At 57.2% G+C, this 24,603-nt stretch carries 17 protein-coding genes and 1 pseudogene; 14 read left to right on the forward strand and 4 right to left on the reverse strand.

Annotated features, from left to right (window positions below):
* The first annotated feature begins 85 nt into the window (after positions 1-85).
* The 7 genes from RZA33_RS11570 (at position 86) to RZA33_RS11600 (ending at position 6,613) form a co-directional block, all read left to right on the forward strand.
* Positions 86-997 (forward strand): phosphate ABC transporter substrate-binding protein, encoded by a 912-nt coding sequence (locus RZA33_RS11570; protein ID WP_317507870.1) that lies wholly within the window; start codon positions 86-88, stop codon positions 995-997.
* 112 nt (positions 998-1,109) lie between these two features.
* Positions 1,110-2,228 carry an ABC transporter permease subunit gene (locus RZA33_RS11575; protein WP_317507871.1) on the forward strand — a complete coding sequence of 373 codons (1,119 nt, stop codon included), beginning with the start codon at positions 1,110-1,112 and terminating at the stop codon, positions 2,226-2,228.
* Positions 2,225-3,637 (forward strand): phosphate ABC transporter permease PstA, encoded by a 1,413-nt coding sequence (pstA, locus tag RZA33_RS11580; RefSeq protein WP_317507872.1) that lies wholly within the window; start codon positions 2,225-2,227, stop codon positions 3,635-3,637. Before RZA33_RS11575 ends, pstA begins: the two co-directional genes overlap by 4 nt.
* Positions 3,631-4,446, forward strand: coding sequence for a phosphate ABC transporter ATP-binding protein PstB (gene pstB / locus RZA33_RS11585; protein ID WP_317507873.1), 816 nt, complete (start codon positions 3,631-3,633; stop codon positions 4,444-4,446). The genes pstA and pstB overlap by 7 nt, the downstream gene beginning before the upstream one ends.
* A 31-nt stretch (positions 4,447-4,477) precedes the next feature.
* Positions 4,478-5,203 (forward strand): phosphate signaling complex protein PhoU, encoded by a 726-nt coding sequence (gene phoU / locus RZA33_RS11590; protein WP_317507874.1) that lies wholly within the window; start codon positions 4,478-4,480, stop codon positions 5,201-5,203.
* Positions 5,204-5,284: 81 nt separating this feature from the next.
* Positions 5,285-6,016 carry a sulfate transporter CysZ gene (cysZ, locus tag RZA33_RS11595; protein WP_317507875.1) on the forward strand — a complete coding sequence of 244 codons (732 nt, stop codon included), beginning with the start codon at positions 5,285-5,287 and terminating at the stop codon, positions 6,014-6,016.
* Positions 6,017-6,094: 78 nt separating this feature from the next.
* Positions 6,095-6,613, forward strand: coding sequence for a copper chaperone PCu(A)C (locus RZA33_RS11600; protein ID WP_317507876.1), 519 nt, complete (start codon positions 6,095-6,097; stop codon positions 6,611-6,613).
* Positions 6,614-7,419: 806 nt separating this feature from the next.
* Here the strand turns inward: RZA33_RS11600 and phoR are convergent.
* The 4 genes from phoR to RZA33_RS11620 all read right to left on the reverse strand — a co-directional run bounded on the left by phoR (position 7,420) and on the right by RZA33_RS11620 (position 11,103).
* Positions 7,420-8,706 (reverse strand): phosphate regulon sensor histidine kinase PhoR, encoded by a 1,287-nt coding sequence (gene phoR, locus RZA33_RS11605; protein WP_317507877.1) that lies wholly within the window; start codon positions 8,704-8,706, stop codon positions 7,420-7,422.
* A 2-nt stretch (positions 8,707-8,708) separates the two neighbouring features.
* Entirely contained in the window at positions 8,709-9,398 is a 690-nt protein-coding gene (phoB, locus tag RZA33_RS11610; RefSeq protein WP_007112280.1) for a phosphate regulon transcriptional regulator PhoB, read from the reverse strand.
* A 140-nt stretch (positions 9,399-9,538) separates the two neighbouring features.
* Positions 9,539-10,429 (reverse strand): 4-hydroxybenzoate octaprenyltransferase, encoded by an 891-nt coding sequence (gene ubiA, locus RZA33_RS11615; RefSeq protein ID WP_317507878.1) that lies wholly within the window; start codon positions 10,427-10,429, stop codon positions 9,539-9,541.
* Positions 10,430-10,467: 38 nt separating this feature from the next.
* Entirely contained in the window at positions 10,468-11,103 is a 636-nt protein-coding gene (locus RZA33_RS11620; protein ID WP_317507879.1) for a chorismate--pyruvate lyase family protein, read from the reverse strand.
* A 51-nt stretch (positions 11,104-11,154) separates the two neighbouring features.
* Between RZA33_RS11620 and RZA33_RS11625 the strand changes: the two genes are divergently transcribed.
* The 7 genes and pseudogenes from RZA33_RS11625 to RZA33_RS11655 all read left to right on the forward strand — a co-directional run bounded on the left by RZA33_RS11625 (position 11,155) and on the right by RZA33_RS11655 (position 24,600).
* Complete coding sequence (locus RZA33_RS11625; RefSeq protein WP_416337864.1) at positions 11,155-12,399, forward strand: NAD(P)/FAD-dependent oxidoreductase; 1,245 nt, start codon at positions 11,155-11,157, stop codon at positions 12,397-12,399.
* 107 nt (positions 12,400-12,506) lie between these two features.
* Positions 12,507-12,779, forward strand: coding sequence for an HU family DNA-binding protein (locus RZA33_RS11630; RefSeq protein WP_317507881.1), 273 nt, complete (start codon positions 12,507-12,509; stop codon positions 12,777-12,779).
* Positions 12,779-13,135, forward strand: coding sequence for a hypothetical protein (locus RZA33_RS11635; protein WP_317507882.1), 357 nt, complete (start codon positions 12,779-12,781; stop codon positions 13,133-13,135). Before RZA33_RS11630 ends, RZA33_RS11635 begins: the two co-directional genes overlap by 1 nt.
* A gap of 160 nt (positions 13,136-13,295) precedes the next feature.
* Positions 13,296-15,515: a YccS family putative transporter gene (yccS, locus tag RZA33_RS11640; protein WP_317507883.1), complete on the forward strand. Its 2,220-nt coding sequence runs from the start codon at positions 13,296-13,298 to the stop codon at positions 15,513-15,515.
* Between the two features lie 208 nt (positions 15,516-15,723).
* A pseudogene (locus RZA33_RS11645) lies at positions 15,724-17,751 on the forward strand (type VI secretion system Vgr family protein); the annotation flags it as partial.
* A gap of 96 nt (positions 17,752-17,847) precedes the next feature.
* Complete coding sequence (locus RZA33_RS11650) at positions 17,848-21,612, forward strand: RHS repeat-associated core domain-containing protein (RefSeq protein ID WP_317507990.1); 3,765 nt, start codon at positions 17,848-17,850, stop codon at positions 21,610-21,612.
* A 420-nt stretch (positions 21,613-22,032) separates the two neighbouring features.
* The gene (locus RZA33_RS11655; RefSeq protein WP_317507884.1) at positions 22,033-24,600 is read left to right on the forward strand and encodes an RHS repeat-associated core domain-containing protein; all 2,568 of its coding nucleotides are present in this window, start codon (positions 22,033-22,035) and stop codon (positions 24,598-24,600) included.
* Positions 24,601-24,603: the final 3 nt, after the last annotated feature.

A 24,603-nucleotide genomic window follows, 5' to 3' on the forward strand; every position in this document is an offset into this window, starting at 1 on the left:
CGCTCGTTTGAATACTCTTTTAAACGCTCGCCTAAATAATAGCGGCACACCGTTAGCCTTAAAAAACGTCCTAATGCGCGGCGCTATGATACTTCTGCTGCTGATCACGCCGTTAGCGTCGGCACAGTCGCAGACGATTAGCGGCACCTTAGGCGCTGTCGGCTCCGACACCATGGCGGGGCTGATGCTGCGCTGGGGCGAAGCGCTCACCACCCAACATCCCGACGTAAAGCTGCAGTTTCAAGCTAGCGGTTCCGCCAGTGCCCCAACGGCACTGGTGGCAGGCACTACCCGGCTTGGGCCGATGTCGCGACCAATGACAGCACAAGAGCGCGATAACTTTATTGAGCGCTATGGCTACCCGCCGCTGGAATTAACGGTGGCGCGCGATGCCTTGATCATTATCGTGCATCGCCATAACCCGTTGCGCGCGCTAACGCGCCAGCAGGTCGATGCGATTTTCTCGACTACGCGTGCTTGTGGTGCCGATTCGCCCATCAGGCGCTGGGAACAACTTCCTGCGACTCGTGATTGGTCGTTCGGTGATATTGCCCTGCATGGGCGTAACCTTGCCTCAGGTACCCACGGGCTGTTTCAAGAACGTGCCTTGTGCGACGGCCAGTTCCGCAACGATATCAGCGAGCACCCGGGCTCCTCTGCGGTGGTCGCCGCCGTGGGGGAATCCGCCAATGCGATGGGCTACGCTGGGTACAACCACCTGACGCCAGCGGTGCAGGCGTTAAGCCTTTACAACGATGAAGGTATTGCGGTGGCTCCTGATGAGGCCGCCATCAAAAACGGTGACTACCCCCTGGCGCGCGACCTTTATCTCTACGTCAACCTGCCCCCTGGCGAAAAGCTGCCTCCCGCTGAACAAGCCTTTCTGGAACTGATTATGTCTGACGAAGGCCAACAAATTATCCGCGCCTCAGGCTTTGTTGCCCTGCCTCAAAGCAGCTTGACCCGACAGCGGACACTCCAGGCCCCTGTCATTTAAATGTCACAAGAATGCCTTAGGGTAGGAAGTAATTCTATGCATTCTATGTCCCATAAAGGCGTTCTCACACGGCTCTGTTTTGCTACCCCCCGAGTTTTGCCATGATATCGACATGATCCCACCTCGATTAACCTCTACTCGGCAGCCACTGCGCCAGCTGCAGGATCGTGTCGCCACCGGTTTAATCACCGCGGGCGGCTTGGGCGTGTTGCTCGCCATCCTGGCTATCGGCGTTTTTTTAGTCTGGGAAACCCTTCCGCTGCTGGCAATGGGCGACACCTTAGCGCTAGCAAAGCTCTCTCCCCTGGCTTGGGGCACCCTCAAAGCCGCGCTTGCTGCGCTGCTGTTTGCGGTGCCTGTCGCCTTAGGCGCTGCCATTTACTCGGCAATGTTTATGTCACCGCGCCTGCGCAGCCGTATCAAGCCCGCGCTGGAAATGATGGAAGCGATTCCCGGCGTGGTGGTGGGCTTTATTGCTGGGCTTATTTTAGCCCCTTGGGTAGAGCGCCACCTGGCAAGCGCCTTGGTGCTGATTGTATGGCTACCACTGAGTGCCGCCCTTGCCGGTTTACTCTGGCAGTGGGCGCAAACCCGCCTGCGCGGCCGTTTGTCGTTCTCCTGGGCCGGGTTATGGTTGGTTCCCTGGTTAGTATTAATGGTGGCGATAGCACTCTGGTTAGCTCCTTGGATAGAACAACAGTGGCTAGGCGGCGACCTGCGTCAGCTGCTCGACCAGCGCTTTGGGGTCGATTACGCCACTCGTAACGCGATGATTGTCGGCATTGCCATGGGCTTTGCCGTTATCCCCAGCATCTACTCACTGGCAGACGATGCGCTTGCCGATGTGCCCTCATCGTTACTTGAAGGCGCTCAGGCGTTGGGTGCCAGCCGCTGGCAAGCACTATGGAAAGTCGCCCTAAAGGCAGCGGGCCCAGGCGTTTTCTCGGCGGTGATGATTGGGGCAGGACGCGCGGTGGGCGAAACCATGATTGTATTGATGGCCAGCGGCAACACCGCGCTGTTTAGCGTCAGCCCCTTTGAAGGTATGCGCTCGATGGCCGCTGCTATCGCTATCGAATTGCCAGAAGCTTCACCCGGCGGTCAGACGTATCACCTACTGATTTTAGCCGCGCTGGTACTGTTTATCTTCACGTTCCTGGTCAACACGCTCGCTGAAGTCGTCCGCCAGCGTTTGCGGCGCCGTTATCATCAGATGGAAGGCACGTCATGACCCCTGTGTCGGCTTCGTTCCGTCGTTTCCACTGGCTAAATGGCCTATGGCCCTGGCTATGCGCGGCCAGCGTTGCGCTTTCCCTGCTCATGCTCGGTGCGCTACTGTCACTACTGCTTGTGCGTGGGCTAGGCCACTTTTGGCCCGCGACGCTGGAAGAAGTCACTCTCCGCTCGGGGGATACCTTTGCAGGCCACGTCGTGCGCGAGGTGTCACTACCCCAGCAGGCCGGAGATGAACGCCTGTACTTCACCGGCAATCGCGATATTGAGGGGGTTCGTTGGCGCTGGGTAGCCATTGATGAGATTACCGAGCGTGCCCAGCCGGTAGATTTAATTCGCCTGGAGCGCAGCCCCTGGGGGGACTTTATCGGCCGTTTAGTGGCGCTTGAGCAACCCGATCAGCGTTGGGAAGGAAATGCTGCCTGGCAGCGCTTAACAGCGCTTTTGGCGCTCCCCGCCAATCAGCGCCAGGATAGCCAGTTGCTGCTGACGACTGCCGACGGCCAAACCGTGCGCCAACCGCTGGCCAATGTGGTGAGCGCACAGGCCCCGAACGCCATGTCGTGGTGGCAGAAAACCGTCGCCTGGAGCGAGGGCGTTTGGCTATTTTTGAGTGAAGGGCCACGAGCCGCCAATACCAGTGGCGGCGTGTGGCCAGCCATTTTTGGCACCGTGCTGATGGTGATTTTAATGTCCGTCATCGTCACCCCCTTTGGGGTGCTGGCCGCCATTTATCTCAATGAAATCGCTCACCAGGGGCGGTTGACGCACGTTGTCCGCGTCGGCGTGCGCAACCTTGCGGGCGTGCCGTCGATTGTGTATGGGGTATTTGGCTTGGGGGTGTTTGTTTATGGAATTGGCGGCTCGCTGGATACGTGGTTTTTCAGTGACACCTTGCCCTCGCCCACTTTTGGCACTGGCGGCCTGCTATGGGCATCGCTGACGCTCGCCCTGCTCACCCTACCGGTGGTCATTGTGGCCACCGAAGAGGGGCTAGCGCGGATACCCGATGACCAGCGCGAAGGCGCCGTCGCGCTAGGTGCCACGCGCTTAGAGATGCTAACCCGCATCGTGCTACCCACGGCGGCGCCAGCCATGCTGACGGGGGTCATTTTAGCCGTGGCCCGCGCCGCAGGTGAGGTGGCACCGCTAATGCTGGTTGGCGTCGCTAAGCTAGCACCGCAAATGCCTCTCGACGGCGAGTTTCCTTATCTACATTTAGAGCGCAAGTTTATGCACCTTGGCTATCATTTATTTGATACCGCGTTTCATGGCGAAGATGTTCAGGCCGCCATACCGCTGGTTTACGCCACGGCGCTGCTGCTAGTGTTAATTGTGTTGGGGCTTAATCTAACTGCCATATTTTTGCGTCATTATCTTAGGCGTCAACGGGGAAACGAATGCTAGCGTCATTACATTCAGCCAATAACTCTCAGGCACCAGTGGCGCACTTTTCGTCCGAGCAAAGCTGCCTGAGCATTGATCACTTTAGCCTCGCCTACGCGGGGAAAGTGGCGTTGCGCGAGTTAACCCTTAGCGTTCCCCGGCATCGTGTAACGGCTTTCATCGGCCCGTCAGGTTGCGGTAAGTCGACGCTGTTACGGGCGATTAACCGTTTGCACGATCTTAATGAGTCGGTCACCCACAGCGGCCAAGTCACACTGGAAGGTCAGGATATTCATGACCCGCAAATGAATGTGACCGAGCTGCGGCGGCGGGTTGGGATGGTATTTCAGACCCCAAACCCTTTCCCCATGTCGATTTATGAAAACGTTGCGTTTGGTCTGCGTTTGCAACATCGCCTGCCCAAGCGCAAAAGAGACGACATTATTGAGTGGGCGTTAACCTCCGCCGCACTGTGGGATGAAGTCAAAGATCGTTTGCACCGCTCCGCCTGGCAGCTTTCCGGGGGTCAGCAGCAGCGCTTGGTCATTGCCCGCACCTTAGCCGTCCAGCCCGACGTGCTGCTGCTTGATGAGCCCGCGTCAGCGCTAGACCCGATTTCCACGCTCAAAATTGAGGAGTTGATCCGCAATCTCAAGTCTGAACTGACTTTGGTACTGGTCACCCACAATATGCAACAAGCGGCGCGCGTATCCGATTACACCGCCTTTTTGCACCACGGCGAGCTGGTTGAATACGGACCCACCGACCAAGTTTTCACCAACCCCCGTTTGCAACATACCGAAAACTACATTACCGGCCGCGTCACCTAGGCCCTACCGACACAAACGTCAGGAGTGCTCCATGGATATTACGAGCGATACCCACAGCAAGCATATCTCTCGCCAGTTCAATCAGGAGCTGGAAGAGCTAAAAACCCACCTGATGGCCATGGGCGGTCTGGTGGAAAAGCAAGTCCAGGATGCCGTCTTTGCGCTACTGGAGGGCGATACCCGCTTGGCAGAGCAAGTGCGCGATAATGATCGTCAGGTCAACGACCTGCAGCTACAAATTGACGACGAATGTACCCGCGTCCTGGCACGCCGTCAGCCTGCCGCGTCTGATTTACGTCTGGTACTTGCCGTTATCCGCGCCACCTCTGACCTTGAGCGAATTGGTGATGAAGCCAGCAAAATCGCCCGTAACGCCATGCTGTTAGGCGAAAATGGCAGTGCCGTACGCGGCTTGGTTGAAGTAAGGCATATCAGCGAGCACGTGCGCAAAATGCTCCGCGATGCGCTCACTGCCTTTGCCCGCTTTGATACCGACCTGGCGATGCAGGTCGTGCGCGAAGACGAGCTGGTTGACGACGAATACAGCAGCGCTATGCGCTCGTTAATGACCTTTATGATGGAAGACTCGCGCTCTATTACCTCAGTCCTCAGCGTCATGTGGGTACTGCGCGCACTGGAGCGGGTAGGCGACCACGCCGACAATCTCGCCGAGTACGTGGTCTATCTGGTCAAAGGCCTGGATATTCGCCATAGTGACACCGACGCGCTTGAACCTAAGGTGCTAAAAAAGCCTTGACCTAACAGGGGTTTCCTCCTGCAATACGTCTGGGCGGCCTGGTGCCGTCTGGACGTTTGAACGACAAGGAGCAAACCCGCCATGCTGGATGCTGTCACTGCGCTTACCCGAGGCACACGCTGTGTGTATCAGTCGGGTATGCGTCGCTATATTTTTCTGCCTATTCTTATTAACTTGGTTGTCTACGTGAGCATGCTCAGCTTTGTGCTCAATCGCTTTGATGGCTGGCTGGCGCATTGGATGGCGATGGTGCCTGCTTGGCTTGAGTGGCTATCGTGGCTCATCTGGCCGCTCTTTGTTATCAGCCTGATCGTCGTTGTATTTTTTACCTTCACGCTAGTGACCAGCTTTATCGCCGCTCCTTTTTACGGCTTTTTGGCCGCCAAAGTGGAAGTCCAAGTCACCGGCCGAGAACCTTTGGATGACCGCGGCCTTGCCAAAACAGCCATTGATGCGATTGGTCGGGAGTTCGTCAAGCTCGCCTACATCCTACCTCGCACCGCCGTTCTGTTTGTGATTAGCTGGATTCCCGGCGTGAATTTAGTTGCCCCGCTACTCTGGGCGCTGTTTTCGGCCTGGGTAATGGCGATCACCTACTTGGATTATCCAATGGATAACAACAAGGTGACGTTTACCGATATGCGGCAGCGCTTGGCTAAACGCTGGTGGCCAAGCCTGACCTATGGCGGATTAATCACCCTCATTACCTGGATTCCACTGGCCAATTTATTCCTGATTCCCGGCGCGGTGGCGGGCGCTGTCCTTATGTGGGATGCCCACTACAGAAGCGCTCGTGAGACGACATCACCGTGACACCTCGCTTAACGTATAACGCTCGCCAAACCACGTTGCTACCTTTTGATTAACGCTTATCTACCGGGGAACAAACCTGTGTTAAAACCTCTATTAAAACCTGTGTTAAAACGTATCTCCTGGCTGGGCGGTGCACTCTTGATTGGGGCTATGTCGATTTCCCTGGCATCGATGGCGATGGCCCACGACGTGCAAACAGACACACTGCGTATCGCCCACCCCTTCGCCACACCGACGCCACCAGGCGCTATCAACGGTGCTGCCTATGTGGATATCACCGCCTTTTCAGTCCCTGTTACCCTGGTCAGCGCACATAGCCCTGTCAGTGCTGATGTAGAACTGCACGACATGCAGATGGATGGCGATATGATGCAGATGCGTCATGTCAATGAGCTGCGTATCGAGGCAGGTGACACTTACACCATGCGCCCTGGTGGGGGCTATCACTTAATGTTGATTGGATTAACCAAGCCGCTTAAAGAAGGTGCGCAGTTTCCTCTCACCCTAACTTTCGCGGAACAGGGTGATGTTGATATAGAGGTCTGGGTACAAAGCGCCCAAGAGGGTAGCGAAGCCGCTGACGGGCACCACCATTGATATGCTGGCAAAAATTAGGCCCTGCGTAACAGCAGGGCCTAAGGACACAACGTGTAGACAATAACTAAGGCTAGCTTCCTTTCCTTTTGCGGGGCTCCAACCTTGGATTTTAACCCTGACTAGCGTTTTGATTGCCGTCTGATTCATTCCATGAATCGCTATGTATCCCTATCAATGTGACATCCTTGAGCATTTTTCTTTGCCACTTAATAGTAGTGTATTTCGCGACAAATGCAAAGATTTGTTACCAAACGTTTCCGTCATGCTTGTCTTTCATTAAGCCAGCAGGCATCAGCGTAAGGAGCGAAAATAAGTAATCGCACAAAAATTAGGCCCCAACAATGTGGGGCCCGATATCAGAATAAGTATAGGTAGTAACTAACGCTAGCTTCCACTCCTTGTGCGGGGATCCAACCTTGGAATTAACCCTGACCAGCGTTTTGACCACCTACCGATTCATCCTTGAATCCTGTGACATCCTTGCCTTTCAACATCCTGTTGTTCGCTTCATCGTCCTATGGTGAAGCATTCTTTGATATCTTAACTGATTGAATAAGACTGTTTTTACAGTACTGTCTATTCACTTAACCATTATGCTGCAGAAGATATGCCAAGCAGCCAAAATAAAAAAATTATCTATTTAAAAACAGAGAGTTAATAAATAAAACAATACCTAAAGGAGTGCCTCAATGACACAATAAACCCTTTAGAAGTGTGTAAAAAAGGCACATGCGTAACACTGAACCACCCTTACATGTCAATATTACATACTTCTACAAATATCGTGCGGCGAGACATTTGCTAAATTAAAAGAGTCGCGAGGCGGGGAAGAGGCAGCGAAACAGCGCGCCTTTACCGGGGTGGGATTCAATCTGCAGTTGGGCATCGTGGCGTAACAACACATGCTTTACGATTGCCAGGCCTAAACCGGTGCCGCCGGTCGCTTTGCTGCGGCCCTTATCAACGCGGTAGAAACGTTCGGTTAAACGAGGTATATGCACCGGGTCAATCCCTTCACCGTCATCTTCGACATCGATGCAGCCGTCGCCGTTAGCAGTCGCTTTCCAGCGTAAGGTAATGTGACTGCCCGGTGGCGTGTAGCGCACGGCATTGAAGGCAAGGTTAGAAACGGCACTGCGGATTTCTTGTTCGCTACCCAGCAAACGGGCGTCGTTCTCAACCGCCACGCTGATGGTATGACGCTGGTGTGATAGTGCCAACGCATCGTCGCATACACTCTGGAGTAGCGGCCCAAGCGACAGAGGATGGTGGTCCTTTCCGCCTTGATCAATTTCCAAGCGTGACAGCAGCAATAGATCATTGACCAAATTTTGCATGCGCTGGGTTTGTTCCTGCATTTGCTGAATACTGCGCCCTAAACGTGGCGGCAGCTGATCGCTAATATCACTATAGGTTTCCAAATAGCCGGAAAGCACCGTTAATGGCGTACGCAGCTCATGCGACACATTGGCGACAAAGTCGCGGCGCATTTGCTCCAGGCGATGCAAACGGGTGATATCGCGAGCCATTACCAAACGCTCGTCGTCGCCGTACAGGGTGATTTGGTACTGCAGGATACGCCGCTCGTCTATCGGCGAGGTTAGCGTCAGCGGTTCGCTGTAATCGCGGGAATTAAAGTAGCGAATAAAGCTCGGGTCACGCAGAAGGTTGGTAATATGCTGGCCGCGATCATGGGCGGTTTGTAGCCCCAGCATGTTCGTCGCCGCGCTATTCCACCACTCTAAATCGCCGTGGCGATCGAGCATCACTACACTGTCGCGCATCGCTTCCGACGATTCTTGAATACGCGCTAAGGTCGCGCGCAGTCGACTTTGGGTGATGCGCTGGCTTTTTTGGTAGCGGTATAAACGGTCAAACAGCTCACCCCACATCCCGCGGGCGGCGGGTGGTTCATCGTGGGGTTGAAGGGTTAACCACAGGTAAAGCTCACGGAGCCGGCGCAAATGGTAAAAGAGACATACCGCAAGCCCTGCCGAAAGCCCCAGCCCAGCCGCGCCTAGCAGCCAGCCAATGCAAGTACCCAGCGTTGCCAGCCAGGCTAGTCGCCACAGTTCACGGCTCCATAAGCGCACATTTACACCCGTGCGGAGAAACGGTATCCGGTACCCCGAACCGTTTGAATCAGGTTTTGATGCACATCGCCCAGCGCCTTACGCAAGCGCCGAATATGCACGTCGACCGTGCGCTCTTCAACGTAAACGTTGCCGCCCCATACTTGGTCAAGCAACTGGCTACGCGTGTAAGCGCGCTCTTGGTGCGTCATAAAAAACTGCAGCAAACGGTACTCGGTGGGCCCCATTTCCAGCGCTTTGCCGTGAGCACTGACCCGATGGCTCACGGGGTCCAGCAGCAAGCCATTGATCTCGATGGGATCTTCAACGCCACGCGGTGTGGCACGACGCAGCACGGCTTTTAGACGCGCCACCAATTCCCGCGGCGAAAACGGCTTAGTAATATAGTCATCGGCACCGGCCTCAAGCCCCTGAATTTTATTATCCTCCTCGCCTTTGGCGGTCAGCATAATAATGGGTATCTCGGCGGTTGCCTCTTCACGCTTTAAGCGCCTAGCCAGCTCGATGCCGCTGGTGCCGGGCATCATCCAGTCAAGTAACAATAAATCAGGTTGATGGTCGACCACCATGGCATGGGCATCTTGGGCGTTATCCGCTTCCAACACGCGATAGTCAGCCATTTCCAGCGCCACCGCAATCATCTCGCGAATCGACGCTTCATCATCGACAATCAGAACGGTTTTGGCGGTCATACCAGAGCCTCACGGTGTTCAAAGAAAACTGGCTCAAAGAAATCTAGTTCAATGAAAACTAGCTCAGAGAAAAAAGTTTAATGACATGTCAGTGACGATCACACCATGACTTGATGACAGTTACATGACAACCATCACTATTAGCCCACCGCCGGCCACCAACTTAATATAATACCCGCAAAAATCAGCAGGCCCGACCAAAAATTATTCAGAAACGCTTGAAAGCACGCGCCTCGTTCGCGCCGGTAAATCAACCGCTGCTGATGTATAAACGTTGCCGCCATGGCAGCAAGCCCTAACCAAAAGAACCCGCCTAACGCTACCTGCCAGCCCACCCACGCCAGCAACCCTAACGTTGCCAGCTGGAGTAAACCAATTATCAAACGATCGGCGTTTCCAAACAGCACGGCCGTGGATTTAATGCCCACTTTTACATCATCGTCGCGATCCACCATGGCGTATTGGGTATCGTAGGCCACTGTCCACAGCACGTTGGCGCCAAACAGTAACCAAGCCTCCAGCGGAACATGGCCCTGCACGGCGCCGAAGGCCATCGGAATCGCCCAGGAGAAAGCCGCCCCTAGCACTACCTGCGGGAAGTGGGTGTAGCGCTTCATAAACGGATAAATAATCGCCAGCGCGACGCCGCCCAGCGAGAGCAAAACGGTAAACCAGTTGGTCAGTAAAACCAGTACAAAGGCAGCGGCCACCAAGGCGGCAAACAGCGACTGGGCTTCGGTTTCGCTAATCCGCCCCGTCGCCAGGGGGCGATTTTTAGTGCGCTTCACATGGCCATCAAAATGCCGATCGGCGTAGTCGTTGACCACGCATCCCGCCGCGCGCATGACATACACCCCGGCGATAAAAATCAGCAGCACATTGCGTTTGGGCACTCCATCCGCAGCAATCCACAGGGCCCACAGCGTCGGCCACATCAGCAGCCAGGTGCCAATGGGTCGGTCTAAGCGCATTAAGTGTAGAAAATCAGCCACGCGAGCAAATCCCTTCGGCCGCAGCAGTGAACGATCCATGCTTACCTCTCGAAATGAGACACTATAATTCAACGACTTTAGCGCGAAGGCAGACCAAGGTCATCCGTCATCGCCGGCAAAAAGAACTCCTGCACTAATAGTGACAGGCCACCGTGTTGATAGCCGTGCTTAGAGCCATGATAAAAAACGGAGCGACGGCCCCAAGCGCAGTCGTTTTGTATACCGCTAACGCTAGCAAACGAGGGAGAGTGAGTCGTTACTTCCAGCGGCCCGCGCACCACACCTGGCTGGCGAAATAGCCAGCTGCCTAGCGAGCGTTCGCCCAGGCGCTCCAAACGCTGGCCCTTTAGCTGCGCAAGCGGGGCGACCGAGCGAGCCACCACCCAAGGCGTTTCATCTAGGCACAGCGCTACTTCCCGTAGCCAGGCATAGCGGCGGGGCGCAAGACTAAGTGCTAACGCTTCGTCGCGCTGCGGCAAGCCGATGCATTGGCGTAACACCCGCACACGAAAAGATTTTCCATTCCCAGCGGCGATTAAGCGAGCGGTCAATGAGTCGGTTGAGGCCACCCACTGCCACCAAGCGCTGCTCATTGCTGGCCGCGCAGCGTGAATGGGGCGCCAACGCGGAAATAGCGGCGGTTGCCGAAAAGCAGCAGGCGTCACCGAGTTCTCCAAGACAATAAACGGAGCAGCTAGTGTAACATGGGGCATTGGTAGGCTTTTGTTCCCGCGCTTTTTTTAGCGTCCCTTTTTGGTGTCTGCATGTCAGCATCCTATACCCAGAAGACGTCAACGACCCAGAGAACGTCAACGAATAAGGTATCTTCAATGTCTCACGCTGCGCTGGTGATTATAGGCACGGGCATGGCGGGGGTCGGTCTTGCGCGCGCGCTTCGCCGACTGGGTGAGCAACGTACAATAACGCTGATTAGCGCCGACAGCGGTGACGATTACAGCAAACCACTGCTGTCCACCGGCTTTGCCAAGGACTTGAAACCCGACAAGCTGGCTCAACGAAATGCCGCTCAACTGGGCGAAGAGCTAGATGCCCGCGTTGTTATCCACGCCCAGGCAAACGCACTGGATGTGGATAACAAAACCGTTCTTCTTAGCGACAGCCAAGCGCTAGGCGGTGATCGCCTGCGCTACGACACCTTGGTACTAGCCACCGGCGCGGCGCCACGGGTGCCTTTCAGTATCGACCCTAGCGTGGCCCCACGTTGCTTTACCATCAACGATCTAGACGATTACCGCCGCTTTCATACCGCCTTAGGCGGCAACCCGGGTCGAGTGGCGATTATTGGCGCGGGTCTCGTTGGCTGTGAATTTGCCAACGACCTCAACACCGGCGGCCACCAGGTTAGCGTCGTTGCCCCTGAAGCGACGCTGCTTCCCCGCCTGCTACCGCCGCCATTGGGTAATGCCTTAGGCGATGCTTTCAGCGAGGCAGGCATCCGTCTCCACTTAGGCCGCACGATTGATTCAATAGCACCAAGCAGCGACGACGGTGTGGCATTAACGTTGGATAATGCCGATACGCTCGATGCTGACGTCGTGCTGATGGCCACCGGTCTAGCCCCGCGGACAGCGCTAGCCGAATCAGCAGGCTTAACGGTATCGGCAAGCGGCGTTGAGGTCGACCGTCAGCTACGCACATCGCACCCCGACATCTACGCCCTGGGCGATGTGGCCTGCGTGGACGGCGTGAATGCCATGTACGTACAGCCGCTACAAGCGAGTGCAAAGGCGCTGGCGGCTACCCTGGCTGGCACGCCAACCCCCGTCAACTTTGGCGCTTGGCCCGTTATCGTTAAAACCCCGCTGCTGCCAGTGGTCGCTTACCCGCCAAAAACCACGCCAGAACACTGGCGGATTGAAGGCGAAGACGGTAATTTCAGTGCCTTAGCCGAAGATAAATACGGACGTTTGATTGGTTTTGCGTTGACAGGCAGCTGCGTGAGAAGGAAAGTGGAGCTTTCCAGAGCGGCACCTGCGCTGCTAGGCTGATTTTCGCCGCGTTCACGACTAGGCTAGAGACGCTAACCTAATCGTGGTGTCGTGCCCAACAACATGCATGTGTTTAACGTTCGATAATTAATCAAGGGAGATTCCTTATGCGCAAACCTGAACTCGCTGCTGCTATCGCTGAAAGTGCCGACTTGTCCAAAGACAAAGCGGGCCAAGTGCTGAATGTTATTCTGGATGAAATCACTAATAGTGTTTCCAAGGGTGAAGACGTTGCTCTGATCGGCTTTGGCACTTTTACCGTGCGCGAGCGCGCGGCGCGCACTGGCAAAAACCCGCAAACCGGTGCCCCGCTACAAATTCCGGCCAGCAAAAACGTTGCCTTCAAGCCAGGCAAAGCACTTAAGGACGCCGTTTCCTAATGAAACTCAAGCTGACGCTGTGGCTGCTGGGCTTTTTGCTCAAACGTGCCTTGCGCCGCAAACCGCGCTTTCGTGAACAGTTAGAACGAATGCGCGGCCTGGACTGGGGGATTGCCACAGAAGATCTAAGTATTGCCCGCCACTACCGGATGACACCGAAAGGTATTAGCACTGGTAAAGGGCTGCCCGTCGACTTAGATCTTGAGCTGCGCTTCCGCGATCAGGATACCGCCTTGAAAGTCCTCAAAAAGCCAACCCAGCAGGCGTTTCTTGACGGTATGATGAACGGCAGCGTGCGGTTAGTGGGTGATTCCGCCGATATGAACAAGCTGCAACGGCTACTCAAGTATTTGTAGTCTCCACCCGCCACGACAGCGTGGCGGGGGATTCAACATGCTTTGCGTTTCACCCAATCTTCACGGCTTTCTTTCTAGCGTTACTTAAAGACAAACCAAGCCCAAACCCTCTATACTAAGCCCTTATACTAAAGTCTAATAATCACCTATAAGAGCTTCTATGCCCCTATCTTTGCCGCTGCGGCGCCTTTGGACCCTGGATAAATTCGCCTACAGCCTGCGCGTTTTTATCGCGTTCAGCGGTGCGTTGCTGTTTAGCGGCTTAATGGGCGATGTGGCGCTGGTCATTCCGCTATTTCTGGGCATTATCGCCTGCGCCCTGTCTGAAACTGACGACAGCTGGCAGGGGCGTTTGCAGGCCCTACTGGTAACACTGGTATGTTTTACCTCGGCGTCTTTTATTGTGCAGTGGCTGTTTCCATGGCCGTGGCTGTTTGTAGTGGGACTAGGGCTTTCGACCTTTTGCCTGATCATGCTCGGCGCTATCGGTCAGCGTTACGCCACTATCGCCTCTGGTACGCTGATTCTGTCGATCTATTCAATGATCAATATTGAACAACACGGCGGGGTGGATGAAGACGTGGCCGCGCGTCAGTTGTTGCTGCTGGCGGGGGCCGTCTGGTACGGGCTTATTTCAGTGCTGTGGTGCGCGCTATTTTCGCGCCAGCCAGTCAAACAGAGCATGGCGCGGGTATACAAGGCGCTGGGCGAGTTTCTGATTTTGAAATCAGCATTGTTTGAACCGGTGCGCGGTGTCGATGTGGAAGCACGCAGGGTGGCCCTAGCACGCCAGAACGGCAAGGTTGTGGCGGCGCTTAACCAAGCCAAAGAGATGATTTTCAGACGCCTGGAAGGCCAGCGCGGCGACCGCAAGCTCAACCGTTACCTGCGCATCTATTTTATTGCCCAGGATATTCATGAACGCGCCAGCTCTACCCATTACCCGTATAGCGCGCTCAGCAAAGCCTTTTTCCACCACGATGTGCTGTTCCGCTGCCAGCGACTATTGGATCAACAAGGGCGCTCCTGCCGCCAGCTGGCCAAATCCCTGCTGCTCAATCGCCCGTTTGATCACCAGCAGAGCGAAGAGGCGCTGGCCGACCTGCACGCCTCCATAGAGAACCTGCGTGACCGGGGCAAACCCGAGTGGCGCCCGCTGCTGTACCCGCTGAGCGCGCTGGCAGAGAATCTAGCCACCCTGGAAAGCCAGCTGGCCAGTGCCCACAATCCCAGCGTCAGCGATGAGCGGCGCGACAGCGCTCTTTTTGACCGTTCGCCATCGAATTTACTGGAAGCCTGGAAGCGGGTACGCCTGAACTTTACGCTTGGTTCCCCCACGTTTCGCCACGCAGTGCGACTTTCTATTGCGCTAATGACCGGCTACGGGATCATGCAGTGGATCGACCCCGCGCAGGGCTTTTGGATTCTGCTCACCACGTTGTTCGTTTGTCGCCCTAATTTTGCCACCACGCGGCGCTTTTTATCACAGCGGATTATGGGCACGGTATTGGGCTTGGTGGTGGGCTGGGCATCAATCAGCTTGTTTCCCCATCCGCTGGTACAAAGCATGATCGCCGTGGCCGCCGGGGTGTCGTTCTTTGCCAATCGTGAGAAACACTACGTGATCGCTACCGCGTCCATCACGCTGCTGGTGCTGTGTAGCTTTAACCAGGTGGGCGACGGCTATGACCTAATCTTACCCCGATTATTCGATACCCTGATTGGCTCGTTGATCGCGGGCTTAGCAGTGTTTTTTATTCTGCCCGACTGGCAGGGGCGCAGGCTATATCGCGAGGCATCCAACGCGCTGAACAACCATCGCCGCTATCTTGAAGAAATTATTCACCAATACGAGGAAGGCAAGCAAGATGACTTAGCCTACCGTTTGGCACGGCGTAATGCCCATAACGCCGACGCAGCGCTCTCTACGCTGCTGACCAATATGCTCCACGAGCCGGGGCACTACCGTAAGCAGGACGCCGACAATGGCCTGCGCTTTCTGGTGCTCTCAAACACTCTGCTAAGCCACCTTTCTGCGCTGGGCGCCCACCGTCACCAGCTGGCTGACGATGAAGACGATGCCACATTGATACCGGTAGCAAAACGCATTGGTGAGCTGTTGGGCCTAATCGCTGAACGGTTAAAACAGCGCCAGCCGGTTGAGCCGTTAACGGACCAAGCCACTCAACTATTGGTCCAGTTGGAAGGGCAGAACGCGGTAGCCGCGGACGACCCAATGATGACGCTCTACCGCCCTATCCAAAGTCAGCTGCGCCTGATTACCGAACAGCTAGCCCCGCTGGGCGAGGCCGCTAATCGGTTAGTCAGCACATCGCAAAATTTGACACCTGCGTTAGATAGACATCAGCATTCAGTTTAGCCAGTTAAACGCGCCCCTTTTCACAGCGCACACCACTTAAGCTACGTGTACAAGCCGCCTTTTTGTAAGCCATGGCTTAAAATCTTGTAAGCGACCTCTTACACGCGTAAGAGATCGCTGTCACTTGCCCTTCAGGCCTTGCTCTCTGGCCCCCGCTCGCTATTCTGACCGCTTCTCATTTACTGGCAATGGTCCAAGGAGCGGCGCGATGGCGGATAATACCGGCCTGCAATTTACCCTGACCCTACCCGGGGCCGATGACACCGCCGTGGTGCGCTTTACCCATCGTGAGGCCCTGTCTGAGCCGTTTGCGCTCTCGGTTGAGTTTGCCAGCCGCACCCACGACCTGTCGCCCAGCGACTGCTTGGATCAAAATGCCACCCTGACCATTTGGCAAGACGGCGAGCCGCTACGCCGCGTGCATGGCATTATAAGTGAGCTGCACCGCGGCGATAGGGGGCACCGTCGCAGCTTCTATCGGGTGGAGATTCGTCCCGCGCTGTGGCGGCTATCGCTGCGCCATAATTCGCGGATCTTTCAGGACACCTCGCCGTTTGACGCCATCAGTACCCTCGCTAATGAGCGCAGCCTCATCGATATCGGCTTTGCCACCATCCGCACGCCCCTTGATCGTGAGTATTTGGTGCAGTACCGGGAGACCGACTTAGCCTTTATCGAGCGTTTAGCCGCCGAAGAGGGCTGCTTCTATTTCCATGAGTTCGAGAACGCCGAGGGCGGCAAGCACCAGCTGGTGTTTGCCGATGCCACGGTGGTGCTGCCCAGCGTGGGTGAGCGCACCTACCACGGCCGCGCCGGGGGCACGCCGCCCCGACGCCACCTGCGTAAATTGCGTCAGGCCAGCCGCGTGCGCCCCGCCTCGGCGATGCTCAAAGACTACACCTTTAAAAACCCCGCTTACGCCCAACGACACGAACACCACGCTCCCAACCTGGGCGAACACGCCCAGCGAGAGGATTACGAGCACTTTGATTACCCCGGCCGTTATAAGAAGGACGCCTCCGGCAAGCCCTTCACCCGCCACCGGCTAGAGTCCCTGCGCGCCGACGCCACCACCGCTGAGGCCGAGAGTGACCTACCGGAACTCGCCCCCGGCATCTGCTTTACCCTCACCGACCACGATATCGATAGCCTTAACCGTGCCTGGCAGGTGGTCTCTGTGGTACACCACGGCGAGCAGCCCCAGGCCCTGGAAGAGGACGGCATGGCACGGGGAGGCTATGACAGTAACAATGGGGGGGCCAGCGCCGCGCAAGCAGGCGAGCTGATGACCCGCTACCATAACGAGGTGGTGATCATGCCCCGGGATCAGACCTTCCGCCCGGTGCCCAACCCCAAGCCGCGCGTCGATGGCCCCCAGGTGGCCTTTGTGGTCGGCCCCGAAGGCGAAGAGATCTACTGCGACGAACACGGCCGGGTCAAGGTGCAGTTTCCCTGGGATCGTTATGCCGAACCCAACGAGACGGCGAGCTGCTGGGTACGGGTCGCCCAGGGCTGGGCAGGCGGTGGCTACGGCAGCATGGCGATCCCCCGGATCGGCCATGAGGTCATTGTCTCGTTTTTAGAGGGCGACCCCGATCAGCCGCTGATTACCGGACGCACCTACCACGCGGTGAATACCCCGCCCTACCCGCTGCCGGCGCATAAGACCCGCACGGTGATCCGTACCCAAAGCCATAAGTCAGCAGGCTTTAACGAACTGCGCTTTGAGGACGCCACCGACCAGGAGCAGATCTGGCTGCATGCTCAGAAAGACCTGGAGCTACTGACGCTTAACGACCGCACCGAGGAGATCCGCCGGGACAGCCACCTCAAGCTGCATCGCAACCGCCTCAGTGAGATCGACAACGACGATCACCTGACGGTACACGGCAAGCGATACACCCAGATCAAGGGCGATGACCACCTCCAGGTGGATCAAACCCGCCATGAGGTCTACGGTGAAGCCCAACTGGTCGAGATCGGCCGCGAGCTGCACCACAAGGCGGGCAGCCAGATCGTGTTGGAAGCAGGCAGCGAGATCACCCTGAAAGCCGGGGGTAGCTTTATCAAGCTCGACCCTGGCGGGGTGACCATTGTCGGCCCCCAGGTCAAGATCAACTCCGGCGGCAGCCCCGGGCGCGGCCAGGGCCACGCCATTGTGCTGCCCCGCTTACCCGGGGAGGCCGAGCCCGAGGAGAGCGAGGACGTCACCCTCGAACCGCACCAGACCCCACTGCTCAGCAGCGATATCACCGCCGCCACGCCGTTAGCGCTGGACGATATCGATATCACCGACGGCTTAGCCGACGACTGCAGCGCCTGCCAACCCGCGGTGGGCAGCCCGGTTAATCCACTCTTGGGCGCCAAGCTGCTGCCCGCGGAGACCGATTTTGCGCTACCTGCGCCCCGACCCTTTGTGTTTAGCCGGGGTTATCTCTCCAGTGACGGGCGAATTGGGGTACTCGGTCAGGGCTGGTCGGTACCCGGCGAAAGCCTCTCCATCACCCTTAACGATGATGCCTGTATTGTCCACGATGCCCAGGGCCGTGCGATTACCTTTGGGCCACTGGCCCCCGGTCAGGCGCGCTTCTCGCCTACCGAACAGCTGTGGATCCGCCGTGGGGGCGCTTCAGCCGATGAAGAGAGTCACGCGCCCCGCTGGCAAGCACTGGATGAGGCGCTGCGCCAGGATCCCGAACGTATCGTGTTAAGCGACGCCAGCGGGCTTTACTATGTGTTTGCCAGCCCAGCCTCTCCCAATCCAGCAGATACGGCGACCACCTCGGGTACGCCTTCAGGTGATAGTTCAAGAGATAACCCTGCCCGCTGGCCCTTAATCGAAGAGCGCGACCGCAACGGCTATGCCACCCAGTACCGCTGGGAGGGTGAGCTATTGGTGCGGGTGATCGACAGCGCCCAGCGCCACTACCAGCTGGTCTACGATGCCCTGTTACCCGCCATGCAGGGCGATAACGGGCAACGCTTGACCGGCATTAAGCTGGTGCGAGCCCACGGCGGCGAAGCAGCGGACGACTGGCTGGTGCGCTACTCGTTTAGCCCCGCCGGTGACCTGATTGCAGTACGCCAACGCCACGGCGAGGTGGTGCGCGAGTTCGAGTGGCAAGACCATATGCTCACCGCCCACCGGGTATCTGGGGGTATGGAAGCCCACTACAGCTGGGATCGCCACGCCCCGGATGGCCGCGTGGTGGGCCAGCAGGAAGCCGGTGGCCTGGCGCGCTCTTATACGTATCATGTCGATCACACCCTGGTCACCGACAGTCTGGGCCGGGAGGAGCGCTACCACTTTGTGGGCAGCGGCCCCGGTCGCCGCTGGACGGCCCACACCCGCGCCGACGGCTCGTGTATTGAGTTCCGCTATGACCGTGCCGGTCTCAAAGTAGCCACCGTGGATCCGTTGGGTCACGAGGCATTGATTGAACGGAACGACCACGGCCAGGTGATCGCCCAGACCGGCCCGGACGGCACCCGCTGGGTCATTGAGCGGGATGCTCTCGGCCAGCCGGTGAGCATCGAAGGCCCTGACGATCAGCGCTGGCAGATCACACGTAACGACCTCGGCCATCCGCTGGCGGTCACCGGGCCGGAAGGCACCACCGCCTTCGCCTACGACAATACCGACCTGCCCGACCGTCCGACCACCGTCACCGATGCGGGCGGGGCTACCCACCAGCGTGAGTGGAACGCCCTGGGTCAGATTACCGCCCAGATCGATTGTTCTCAGCAGCGCACCGAGTACGCCTATGACAGCCACGGCTATCTGGCCAGTGTCACCAACGCCCTGAACGAGACCACCCGCACCCAGCATGACAAAATGGGCCGGCGCATTGCCACCCAGCTTCCCGACGGGCTCTACTGGCACCATCATGTAGATTCTTTAGGGCGGCTGGTAGAGCTGGAAGGCCCGCAAGGGTTTCGGCAGCAGTTCTTCTTTGATGACCACGGCCGCCCGGTGCAGCGCATCGAGGCCGATGGCAGCCAGCAGTTCACCGCCTATGATGACGTGGGCCGCCTCAGCGAACTCACCCTGGGCAACGGCGCCGTCTACCGCTTTGCTTACGATGAGATGGATCGCTTAGCCAGCGAGACCGGCCCCGACGGACGGGAGCAGCAGTACCGCTACGATGACGCCGGACGACTGATCGAACGCATTGAGGCCAACCGCACAGGCCCCGACGGCCAGCCGCTGGTGACCCGGTACGACTACGACGAAGCCGGTCGCCTCACCGCCCGGCACCTGCCCGCCACGGAACACGCCCCGGCCAGTAGTGAAAACTATCAGTGGGGTGCGAACGGCCAACTCATCAGCGTTACCAATGACCACGGCGAGGTCACATTCAGCTACGACGACGCCCAGCGGTTAATCGGCGAACAGCAGCAACATGCGGGCCTAACAGGTGAGAGTAGTTGGAGCTGGCAACACCAGCATAGCCTGACGGCGACCGGCGCGCCCCAGGCCAGCCAGTTCGGCGACCTCCCGGCGCTTAACTGGCACACCTACGGCAGCGGCCACCTGCACGGCCTAAGCGCCCCCGGCTTGGATCTTGAGATCGCCCTGGAACCTGATGCCCTACACCGGGAAACCCAACGCCGTCTCAGCACCAGCGCCAGTGCGCACAATCAGCCGCTGGTGCTGGAGCGCGGGTATACGAACCTGGGCCAGCTGGATCACCTCACGCTGCGCAGCCCGGACACCGCCAGCCAGCAGAGCTATCAATACGACGCCCTGGGCCGGATGAGCTTCCGCAGCATCGAAGGCGATCCGGGTTCCAAAGTCATTGCTTACAGTTACGATGCCGCCGGGCGTTTGATCGGCAGCCAGCACGGCGATCACGCCCACCGCTACAGCGTAGACGCGGCGGGCAATCGGTTAGAGCAGCAGCAGGCGTTGCCTGACAACCGCCTTACTCAGCTCAACGGGGCGCGCTACCGCTACGACGGCGCCGGTAACCTGATCGAACGCCAACAGCCAAACGGTGAACGCTTAACCCTGGGCTATGACGGCGCGAATCGCTTAGTGCACCTGATCCACGCCAGCGAGTTGGGCGCTACCCGCGAAGCCACCTACCGCTACGACGGCCTGGGCAGACGCATCAGCAAAACCGTGCGCCACACCAACGGCACCACGGCCACCACCCACTACGGCTGGGACGGCGACCGCATCGTGCGGGAAGAAACCGATAACCAGCGCACCACCGTGGTCTACGAGCCGGGTAGTTTTGTGCCCATGCTGCGTATTGATGACACCCAGCAAGGCCAGGTACTCAGCGCCTACGTCACCGACGCCCTGGGTACGCCGATGCAACTAGTCACCCCCAGCGGCCAACCCCGCTGGCTGGCCGAACCGGACGACTGGGCGGCAATCAAAAACCAACGCGCCGTGCGCAATGTCACCCAACCGATCCGATTCCAGGGCCAATGGCACGATGAAGAGTCAGGGCTCTACTACAACCGCCACCGCTACTACGATCCGCGGCAAGGGCGGTATATCAGTCAGGATCCGATTGGCCTCAACGGCGGCACGAATTTGTATGGCTATGTGACCAATCCAACGGGGATGGTGGATCCGTTGGGGTTGAGTGCTTGGGAAACTATCAAATTTCACTCAAGAATGATTCCACGCTTTATTCGGGATGAAGGTATGGATGTGCTCACACGTACAGCCACTGTCGTGGGTGGCGGCGGGCAGGTTTTATTGGGAGGAGCCCTCTGTGAAACTGTAGCAGGCTGTATAGTTGGCGCGCCTATTGCGGGTCTAGGCATTAGCAATATTCAGGAGGGTTATTCTGAGAGTGGAAAGGGATTTGCACGCGAAGCGGCTGTCAACCAGTTGGGAGAGCAGTGGGGCAATCTAGCTATCGATGGCGCGAATTTAGGCACTTCTGTCGGTGGATTGCTAAGGCCCATACAAAAGCCTGGAACCTTTCAGCTATTTAGAAGTTTACCTGAAGACTTTATTCCAGCTTATCAAAGTGCAACTGCGACAGGTCTAACAATTGAAGCTGGCTCAGCAGCAATAGGAACTTACAGCGGAGTTGATAGTTATGTAAAAAGTAATGAGGAGTGTCGAAAGTGATAGACCTGATATTAATAATAATTTCATTCTTGGTTTTTTTAGCGGCAAAACTTCTAAAAGAAAATGTAAAAACCCTGGGGAAGAGCATAACTTTGCTAGCTTACTCGGCAATGTTTTGTACCATATTTGTAATAGGGGGAACGGTAGATGAAGAGGTTTTTTTTAAAAAAACAGCTTTTTCTATCATTTTAATCTACGTGATGGTAATTACATGCGCAGTCTATGTTTGGAAGGCTGTCAGTAAACTACAGGATTTATAGAACAATCACTATATGGCCTACGCTCAATCAACAACATGGACATGTTCTATTCCTGGACTCAACCAATAAATGCAACACGGATGTTGCTCCATTCAACATTCGTCAGGGAAGGCGTATGCTGTTTTCTTTGGCGGTAGCGTGGCAGTGAGCGCCTTTCATAATGACTCACATCAATCTTAGACATATCGTCGATAGCGGCCAAGCAAACCCCGACGGCAGCCGCTGGCAGATTCAGCACAACGAGTTTGTCCATCCGCTGGAAGTCACCGGGCCGGAGGGCACCACCGCTTTTGCCTACGAAGACGATGCTTTGCCTGATCGCCCCACGACCATTACCGATGCGGTGGGGGCCACCCACCAGCGTGAGTGGAACGCCCTGGGCCAAGTTACCGCCCAGATCGACTGCTCTCAGCAGCGCACTGAATACGCGTTTGATCGCCACGGCTATCTGGCCAGCGTCACCAATGCGCTGAACGAGACCACCCGCACCCAGCACGACGAGATGGGCCGGCGCATTGCCACCCAGCTTCCCGACGGGCTCTATTGGCACCATCATGTGGATGCGCTTGGTCGCTTGGTAGAGCTGGAAGGCCCCCAAGGGTTTCGGCAGCAGTTCTTCTTTGATGACCACGGCCGCCCGGTGCAGCGTATCGAGGCCGACGGCAGCCAACAGTTCACCGCCTACGACGACATTGGCCGCTTGAGCGAGCTGACCCTGGGCAACGGCGCCGTCTACCGCTTTGCTTACGATGAGATGGATCGCTTAGCCAGCGAGACCGGCCCCGACGGACGGGAGCAGCAGTACCGCTACGATGACGCCGGGCGACTGACCGAACGCATTGAGGCCAACCGCCCTGGCCCTGACGGCCAGCCGCTGGTCACCCGTTACGATTACGATGAAGCCGGCCGCCTCACCGCCCGGCACTTGCCCGCCACCGAACACGCCCCGGCCAGCAGTGAACAATATCAATGGGGCGCCAATGGTCAGCTACTCAGCGTCACCAACGATCATGGCGAAGTGGCCTTCAGCTACGACCACGCCCAGCGCTTAATCGGCGAACAGCAGCAACATGCGGGCCTAGCAGGCGAGAGTGGTTGGCAGTGGCAACACCAGCACACGCTCACTGCCACCGGTGCGCCCCAGGCCAGTCAGTTCGGCGAGCTGCCGGCGTTTAACTGGCACACCTATGGCAGCGGCCACCTGCACGGTATGAGCGCCCCCGGCCTGGATCTGGAGGTCGCCCTGGAACCCGATGCCCTGCACCGGGAGACCCAGCGCCGCCTAAGCGGTAGCGAGCAATCACAGCCATTAATTTTAGAGCGCGGTTATACCCACCTCGGCCAGTTAGACCATCTCACCCTGCGCAGCCCAGACGCCGCCAGCCAGCAGGACTACCAGTACGACGCCCTGGGCCGGATGAGCTTCCGCAGCCTGCAAGGCGATCCAGCAGAAAAAGTCATCGCCTACAGTTTTGATGCCGCCGGACGCTTGATCGGCAGCCAGCACGGTGATCATGCCCACCGCTACAGCGTGGATGCGGCAGGCAATCGGTTAGAGTCTCAAGACAATCAGCAGGCGCTGCCTGATAACCGCCTCACCCAGCTCAACGGGGCGCGCTATCGCTACGACGGCGCAGGCAACCTGATCGAACGCCAACAGCCCAACGGTGAACGCTTAACCCTGGGTTTTGATGCCGCCAATCGCTTAGTGCACCTGATCCACGCCAGCGAGCTGGGGGCTACCCGCGAGGCCACTTACCGTTACGACGGCCTAGGCAGACGCATCAGCAAAACCGTGCGCCACACCAACGGCACCACGGCCACCACCCACTACGGCTGGGACGGTGACCGCATCGTGCGGGAAGAAACCGATAACCAGCGCACCACCGTGGTCTACGAGCCGAGCAGTTTTGTGCCCATGCTGCGTATTGATGATACTGAACAAGGCCAAGTGCTCAGCGCCTATATCACCGATGCCCTGGGCACCCCGATGCAGTTAGTCACCCCCAACGGCCAACCCCGCTGGCTGGCCGAACCGGACGACTGGGCGGCAATCAAAAACCAACGCGCCGTGCGCAACGTCAGCCAACCGATCCGGTTCCAGGGCCAGTGGCATGACGAAGAATCGGGCCTCTACTACAACCGCCACCGCTATTATGACCCGCAGCAGGGACGGTATATTAGCCAGGATCCGATTGGGTTGGCTGGAGGTGAAAACCTGTATCAATATGTGGCTGCGCCAAATTTAGAAGTAGACCCTCTTGGTCTCAGGGGAGTCTATGGGCTTGGCGGAGGACCTTATAGTCAGTCCAACATGGTTAGCAGATCAGCAATTTCTCAAGGACCAGAAAGCAAAGTCGTTGCTGCTGGATTGGAGGCAGGAGGAGAGATATTTGGGGGCGTTTTTGGAACCTCATTGTCTACAGGAACGCAACTAGATACCAATGGAAATGCATGTTTAGTCACAACTGCTTGTACAAAATTTGGTCTTGGTTCTTATGCAGGAGCGGGGGTCACAGGCGGAGCGTCGATTAATGATTCTGTTGAAACGGGCGTCTCGGATAGCTGGGGATTTTTTATGCAAGGCGGTAGTGGTCTAGCTTCCGGAGCCTCAGCTAATTTTGGCGAAGGCAGCTTAGGGGGCGCAAAAGGCTTTATGGGGGTAGGTGCAGGTGGGGCTGCAGGAGTTCAATTTTGCCGTATCTCTACCGTATGTGACGGGGAGTAAAAA

Source organism: Halovibrio sp. HP20-59, assembly GCF_033052795.2.
GTDB lineage: Bacteria > Pseudomonadota > Gammaproteobacteria > Pseudomonadales > Halomonadaceae > Vreelandella.